7 protein-coding genes are annotated in these 6465 nt (G+C 73.0%); 2 read left to right on the top strand and 5 right to left on the bottom strand.

Annotated features, from left to right (window positions below; all coding sequences use genetic code 11):
• Window positions 1-581 (bottom strand): GAF domain-containing protein (locus VF468_08685; protein HEX5878382.1); only part of this gene is annotated, 581 nt, incomplete at its 3' end.
• Window positions 582-1034: 453 nt separating this feature from the next.
• On the opposite strand from VF468_08685, the gene VF468_08680 reads away from it, so the two are divergent.
• A complete protein-coding gene (locus VF468_08680) occupies window positions 1035-1433 on the top strand; it encodes a hypothetical protein (protein HEX5878381.1) in 399 nt (132 codons plus the stop codon).
• A 120-nt stretch (window positions 1434-1553) separates the two neighbouring features.
• Here the strand turns inward: VF468_08680 and VF468_08675 are convergent, their stop codons facing one another.
• From VF468_08675 to VF468_08660, 4 genes are all read right to left on the bottom strand, one after another.
• On the bottom strand, window positions 1554-2735 hold the full coding sequence (locus VF468_08675) for a hypothetical protein (GenBank protein HEX5878380.1): 1182 nt from the start codon (window positions 2733-2735) through the stop codon (window positions 1554-1556).
• Between the two features lie 114 nt (window positions 2736-2849).
• Window positions 2850-3161: a hypothetical protein gene (locus VF468_08670; protein HEX5878379.1), complete on the bottom strand. Its 312-nt coding sequence runs from the start codon at window positions 3159-3161 to the stop codon at window positions 2850-2852.
• A gap of 4 nt (window positions 3162-3165) precedes the next feature.
• Window positions 3166-3789: an ATP-dependent Clp protease proteolytic subunit gene (locus VF468_08665; GenBank protein ID HEX5878378.1), complete on the bottom strand. Its 624-nt coding sequence runs from the start codon at window positions 3787-3789 to the stop codon at window positions 3166-3168.
• Window positions 3790-3894: 105 nt separating this feature from the next.
• Window positions 3895-4287, bottom strand: a complete 393-nt coding sequence (locus VF468_08660; GenBank protein HEX5878377.1) for a response regulator transcription factor — start codon at window positions 4285-4287, stop codon at window positions 3895-3897.
• Window positions 4288-4633: 346 nt separating this feature from the next.
• Between VF468_08660 and VF468_08655 the strand changes: the two genes are divergently transcribed.
• A complete protein-coding gene (locus tag VF468_08655) occupies window positions 4634-6292 on the top strand; it encodes a hypothetical protein (protein HEX5878376.1) in 1659 nt (552 codons plus the stop codon).
• Window positions 6293-6465: the final 173 nt, after the last annotated feature.

The following is a 6465-nucleotide window of genomic DNA, read 5'->3' as shown; positions in this document are numbered from 1 at the left end:
GCCTGCTCGATCAGAATCCGGTGGTCGAGGGCCCACTGGAGCTGCTCGATCAGCCGGCCCTGGAGCTCGGCGGTGAGCGCGCTGCCGAGCAGGGCGCCGGCCAGCCGCCCGTAGACCTCGGCCGCGTTGCGCTCGCTGTGGTCCCACTCGTGGGGCTCGGCCAGGTAGAAGTTGAGGCTGCCTACGGTGCCCTGGGCCACCTGGACCGGCACGCTCAGCACGGCATGGACCCCGTCGTGGCGCAGCACCCTGGTCAGCTCGGGCCAGCGCTCCTCGGTGGCGGTGTCCGGGATCAGCTGGAAGCTGCCCTTCTCGAACGCCTCCACGCAGGGGCCCTCGCCGAGCCGCTCCTGGGCCGCCTCCATGACCTGGGCGCGCGGGTCGGTGGCGGTCACCCAGCGCAGCACCTCGCCCTCGCCGATCAGCATCAACCCGGCCCCGTCGGCCTTGAACAGCGTCTTGGCCGCGTCGACGACCTGCTGCATGGCCGGCTCCAGGCCCCGCTGGCGGAACTGGAGATCCTGCAGCGACCCGATGCTCTTGAGGAGCGCCTCGACATCGATGCGCTCTTCGATCTTCATGCGTGTGCTGCCCATAGGCGCCCATTCTCGCGCACTGGTACCGGCGTCGGATATCCCCGCGAGGCGTTCGCTACCGATGTGTGAAGGATCCCGATACCGTCCGTGGCTGGCAGGGCCGCACCATGGTCGACGGCGACGGCGACCGCCTGGGCTACGGCGTCGGCCTCGCGGGCACGGCGGCCCAGCGCCAGCCAGACACCGAGGAGGTCACCAGGAGCAGATCGAGGTCGAGGAGGGCGAGACCGACGTGCGCGACGACCGGCGACCGTAACCGTCGGACACGCTACCGGACGGGATGGTGGCCAGGTCTGGGCTCGGCTCAACCACCCGCCCATGGCCCCCAGGGTCTATCCGCAACTCGGAGGCGGGCTGGCTCGGACTGGCACGGTTGGGAACCGGTCGAGGAGGTCGTGAGATCATCCCGCACGGACGCCAGACGGGAGGCGCGTGACCATGGGCGATGCTGCCCTCATCAAGAAGCTCGGGATCAAGCCGGGCCAGCGGGCCGCGGTGGTCAACCCGCCCGATGGCTATGCGGATCGGATCGGCCCGCCGCAGGGCGTCGAGGTGACGACCGATCTGGACGGCACCTTCGACTTCGTGCAGGTGTTCGCCAAGGACCGAGCCACCCTCGATCGTCACCTCGAGGCGGCCCACGCCGCCCTGAAACCCGGCGCCCTGTTCTGGATCTCCTACCCCAAGGGCAGCTCCAAGGTCCCGACCGACCTGAACCGCGACGTGTTCTGGGAAGCGCTCCAGCATCTCGGCGTCCGTCCCGTCACCCAGGTCTCAGTTGACGATGTATGGTCGGCGCTTCGGTTCCGCCCGTTCGCCGAGGTGGGTTCGCGTTAGGGCGTTGCGCCGGGGAAGCGCGTGTAGCTGCGAGGCGGTTGGAGGCCGGGCGGCATTCCGACTCCTCATCGCTCGGTCGCAGGTTCGAGCCTGCCAGCCCACCGACGAGCTGGCGGCCGTCTAGGTTGACCGTTGCGGCCGCAGCCACAGTGATGCCTGGGTTGGCTGCATGGTCTGGTCGACCACGGTGAGCAGGTCGCGGGTCAGGGTGTCCAGGTCGACCTGGTCGCGCAGGCGGGCGCCGAACGTCTCGATCATCTGGGCGGCGTCGTGGCGGCGGCGGTTGAAGCGGCGGTCGACGGCGTGCTGGACGCGGCGGCGGGCCGGCTGGAACACCGCGGCCACGGCCAGGGTGGCGGCGGCCACGGCCAGGCTGGAGCTGTCGGGCAGGAGGCGGCCGAGGCCCAGGACCACGGCCGCGTACCCGAGGCCGAGCAGGATCGTGAGCAGCGCGTAGGCCACCGTGCGGCTGATGATCTGGTCCAGGTCGTACAGCCGGTAGCGCAGGATGGCCGCGCCGGTGGCCAGCGGGAACATGGCCGCGCTGACGCCGAGGGCGAAGTTCAGCACGGTGAAGTCGTCGTTGAGGATCAGTGAGGCGATGGCGGCCACCAGCGCCAGGGAGGCCACCGCCGCCCCCCAGATCAGCCAGCGCAGCTGCAGCCGCTCGACCCCGCGGGCGCGGCGGTACCGCAGCAGCAACGCCACCGCCCCGACGATCAGGGAGACGAGGACGACCAGGGCGGCGAACATGAGCAGGCTCAGCGCTCCGGACAGGGCCGGGACGCCCAACGGGTTGGCGATGTCGGGGTACTCGGGGCGCAGCGGAACCGGGTCGACGATCGAGCCCAGCAGCCACAGCACGGCCGCGGCGGCCGCGATCCTGGCCCACCAGCGCCAGCGGGGCGACGGCAGCCGCCCGGTCGGGGTGAGCAGGAGCACGAAGCCGGCGCAGGCGATCCACTGCACGACCACGCCGTTGTTGAGTCCGGCCAGGTAGGCGGCGCCGGGGAGGGCGCCGGGCCGGACGACCAGCCCGTAGCGGGTGTAGCTGTAGGTGAGCTCGTGGACGGTGATGGACAGCCCCATGGCGAGCAGCAGCCAGCCAACCGGGTGGCGGGGCCGGCGGGCGGCCACCACCGCCCCGACGGTCACGGCGCTGATGGCCGCCACGGCCAGCGGGACGGCGCTGGCCGTCAGCGCCGTCAGGTCGGCCCGTCCGGCCTGGTGAAGCAGGCGGTCGATCAGAAGGGTCCCGGCCAGCCCGAGCACGGTCAGCACCCAGACCGTGCAGGCCAGCATGGCCGGCCACCTTGGCGACCACACCGACCCGGTCACAGCACCCATCCGCGCCAACTCCTGTCCCGATCTCCGAGCGGGATCGCGACAGTGTGCCGGACTTCCGTCCCGGGAGCGTTACGGGATGGTGACCCTGCTGGCGCGGCGCTCGCCATCGAGGGCGCGGAGGGCCTGGGTGAGGGTGGGGACGTGGATCTCGCGCTCGCCCCGCTCCCACATCAGCTCGAGCGCGGCCAGCAGCGCCCTGGCCTCGGTGGCCAGGGACTGGGCGGCCCGCAGGCAGGCGTAGGCGTGGCCGCTGCTGCGGGCCGGGTTGATGCGGGCCGTCAAGTCGACCACGGCCAGGTAGTGGTCGACGAACGAGCATTCGGCGTCGGTCAGGGCCGGCATCGCCGGCCGGTCGGGGGCGGGGCGCCGGGGGCCGAGCATCCGGTCACCCGCGGGCGCCGGCCGGTTCGAGCTCGGGGACGCTCCGGCGGCCGGTGAGGATCTCGTCGACCAGCCCGTACTCCAGGGCCTGGCCGGCGTCGAGGATGAAGTCGCGGTCGGTGTCGCGGGCGATCCTCTCCACGTCCTGGCCGGTGTGCTCGGCCAGGATCCGGTCGACCAGGGCCCGCTGGCGCAGGATCTCGCGGGCCTGGATGTCGATGTCGACCGACTGGCCCTGGGCACCGCCGTGGGGCTGGTGGAGCAGGACCGTGGAGTGCGGGAGGGCGTAGCGCTTGCCGGGCGCCCCGGCGGCCAGGATGACCGCCGCCGCCGACGCGGCCCAGCCCAGGCAGGTGGTGGCGACGTCGCAGCGGATGTAGCGCATCGTGTCGTAGATGCCGAGCAGCGCCGTGACCGACCCGCCGGGCGAGTTGATGTAGAGCTGGATGTCCTTGTCGGGGTCCTCGCTCTCCAGGTGGATGAGCTGGGCCATGATCAGGTTGGCGCTGGTGTCATCGACCGGGGTCCCGAGGAACACGATCCGGCCGCTCAGCAGCCGCGAGTAGAGGTCGAACGACCGCTCGCCCCGGCTGGTCTGCTCGACGACGACGGGTACGAGGTTCGACATGTGGCCTCCCAGGACGGGCGCTCCGGGCAGTGCTTCGCCAGCAACCGTGCCACAGCGGGGCGGCCGCAGGGCCGGTTTCCGCTGCAGGCCGAGCGGCCGGTTGGGTCAGGCCCGGTGGAGGTTGCTGCCGGCCACGGTGACGGCGGCCTCCAGGGTCGCCCGCAGGCGCTCGTTGCTGCAGCCCTTGGGCAGGTAGGCGACCGCGCCGGCGGCGTAGGCCTGACGGCGGAGCTCGGCGCTGTCGAAGGCGCTGAAGATCACGATCGCCGTGGCCGGCGCGACCTCGCGCAGCAGCCGGGTCACGTCCAGGCCGTTCAGGACCGGCATGGACAGGTCCATCAGGACCACGTCGGGCGCCAGCTCGGCGGCCATTGAGGTGGCGTCGGCGCCGTCGGCCACCGTGCCGACCACCTCGAAGCCGGACAGCTCCAGCATGCCGACCAGCGCTTCCCGCAGCATCCGGTGATTGTCGACCACCAGCACCGTGACCCGTCGCATGGTTGCCCCCCTGAATCGATCGGCCGAATACTAGTGGATACGCCTGTTCGACTCCAAACGGAGAAACCCACGAAACGGCGCGGGCAGCCCCGCCGTGGCCGTGACCGGTTTGTAACCTGGTGGGCCCCGGGCCCGCCGCCGCCCCCGGCGGTGGTCACGGCCCCGGCCGGGCCCGCGGCCAGGGCGGCCATGACCTGCGCGCCCGGTCGGGACGGGCCATCACCGCCCTGGTCGTGCGCCCGTTCCGGTGCCTGGCCGCACTAGGTAGGTCTCTGTATGGGCGACGCCAACCCCCCTGCGCACAATCCCGGCAACCTGGGCAGGTCGCCAGGTCGGGGGAGGGTGCATGTCGCGGTTGTGGTCGCCTGCCGGCGGGATCCCGGATGGCCCGCCCCCGTTCGGGGTGTGGGTCGGGGACCCGGCGCCGTCGGGCGGCCTGCCGGTCCCGCCGCAGCGCCCGGCGCCGCCGCGGCGGCGCCGCTCCGCGGTCCTCCTGCTGGTCGCCGGGACCCTGGCCACGGCCATGGTCGCCGGCGCGGTGGTGAACATGGTCGACCGCCTGGGGGCGTCCAACCCGCCGCCACCGGGCCCGGGCGTGGCCCCGAGCCTGGCCAGCCTGAACGCGGCCATCACCCGCGCCGAGTCGTTCCTGGACGGCCTCTACAAGCCGCTCGGCCGCGCCGGGGCGGTCCAGTCCGAGTACTACGGGCTGCCGATCCGGGTGCGGTTCCCCGGGTACGGGCGCTGGGTGCTGCTCGGCCAGGTCGAGGGCGTCGGCTGCCAGGCCGGTGACTGCCCGGAGCCGACCCGGATCCGCACCCTGGCCTCGTCGTACGCCAGCGAGAGCTACGAGCTGACCTTCGCCACCCCGGCCACGCCCGAGGGCCTGCGGCTCCGGGCCAAGGTCGACTGGGGCACCGGTGGGGGCCGCTCCTACCGGGTGAGCGTGGCCGTGGTCGCCTTCGAGGACCGTTCCACGGCGGCCGAGATCTGGCTCGACGACGTCCTGCTGGGGACCGTGGCCCCGGGGGCGGCCGACGGCAAGCAGCCGCTGCTGCGGCGCAGCTTCCCGGTCCGCGAGGTCGGCCACCTGCGCAGCTTCCGGTACACGGTGCGCCACGCGACCCAGCTGGCCTGGCTCCACGCGGTCAGCCGGGAGGACAAGGCCCGCTCCGACGCCCTGGCCCGCTTCATGCTCAAGGCTGGCTTCGTGCCCGGGCAAGATCTCAGAGCGGCCATCTTCGGCCGCGGCCGCGACGCCCCGCGGGACTTCAGCTACCGCCACGAGCCGTTCCTTGACGCCTACGGCGACTGCGAGCTCGAGCCCCCGGCCACGCCGACGGCCTATCCCTACCGGTCAAAGGCGTGCCTGGCCGACGTGCGGCCCTACCTGCTGGCGGCCCGCCACGACACCCTGCTGCCGGCCATCGAGGCCCTCCAGGCGCTGAACCGCGGCGAGGCGCCCGACAGCACCTACCGGGACCAGTCGGCGCTGCTGCCGATGGCCACCACCTCGGCCAGCCGCACCGCCGACGCGCTGGAGCGCCGCTTCGACCGGCTCGGCTTCGGGATCCCGCGCTGCACCCCCCTCGGCTGCGACAAGGAGCGGGGCAGCGCCCTGCGGACGTTCACCTTCGGGATGCTGGAGACGGTGCTCGGCTACAGCGCCGGCGAGGTCGACCGCCGGCCCTACGCCGACGCCGTGGCCCACCTGGCCCTCAGCGTCCAGGTCGGCGACGACGGCGTCGTCCGGGCCGCCGACCGGGTCGCCTACCGCCCGGCGCTCCGGGGTGGGTTCCTGTCCTACTGGAACAGCGACCGCCGCTACCTGAAGCCGACCGGGGTCGTCCAGGCCGTGGCCGACCGCTTCAACATGCCCGCCGAGTACCTGGGCCTGCGGCCGACCGACAGCGAGACCGGCTTCGACGCCTACGCCTTCCTGGTCCTGTACCGCTGCGCCCGTTACAAGGTCGGCTGCAAGCTGGTCGGCGCGGCCAGCCCCTAGCTGTCCGGGCGGCGCAGGGGCACATGCACCATCGGCACCCGGCTGTCGATCCAGTCCAGGTCGGGGTCGGCGGACGGCTCCCGGCCGTCGGCCGGCGGGCGGTCGGCCACGGCCGCCACCGGGGAGCGGCCCCGGCCCGCGCGGCCACCCCGGTCGTCCACCGAGGCCAGCTC

Source organism: Actinomycetota bacterium (assembly GCA_036280995.1).
Taxonomy (GTDB): domain Bacteria; phylum Actinomycetota; class CALGFH01; order CALGFH01; family CALGFH01; genus CALGFH01.
This window is presented reverse-complemented; position numbering and strand designations above follow the sequence as displayed.

What these genes read in the sequence shown, in the direction of transcription:
- VF468_08655 (HEX5878376.1), top strand. Translation starts at nt 4,634, where the DNA reads ATGTCGCGGTTGTGGTCGCCTGCCGGCGGGATCCCGGATGGCCCGCCC.
- VF468_08675 (HEX5878380.1), bottom strand. Translation starts at nt 2,735, where the DNA reads ATGCTGGCCTGCACGGTCTGGGTGCTGACCGTGCTCGGGCTGGCCGGG.
- VF468_08680 (HEX5878381.1), top strand. Translation starts at nt 1,035, where the DNA reads ATGGGCGATGCTGCCCTCATCAAGAAGCTCGGGATCAAGCCGGGCCAG.
- VF468_08665 (HEX5878378.1), bottom strand. Translation starts at nt 3,789, where the DNA reads ATGTCGAACCTCGTACCCGTCGTCGTCGAGCAGACCAGCCGGGGCGAG.
- VF468_08660 (HEX5878377.1), bottom strand. Translation starts at nt 4,287, where the DNA reads ATGCGACGGGTCACGGTGCTGGTGGTCGACAATCACCGGATGCTGCGG.
- VF468_08670 (HEX5878379.1), bottom strand. Translation starts at nt 3,161, where the DNA reads ATGCTCGGCCCCCGGCGCCCCGCCCCCGACCGGCCGGCGATGCCGGCC.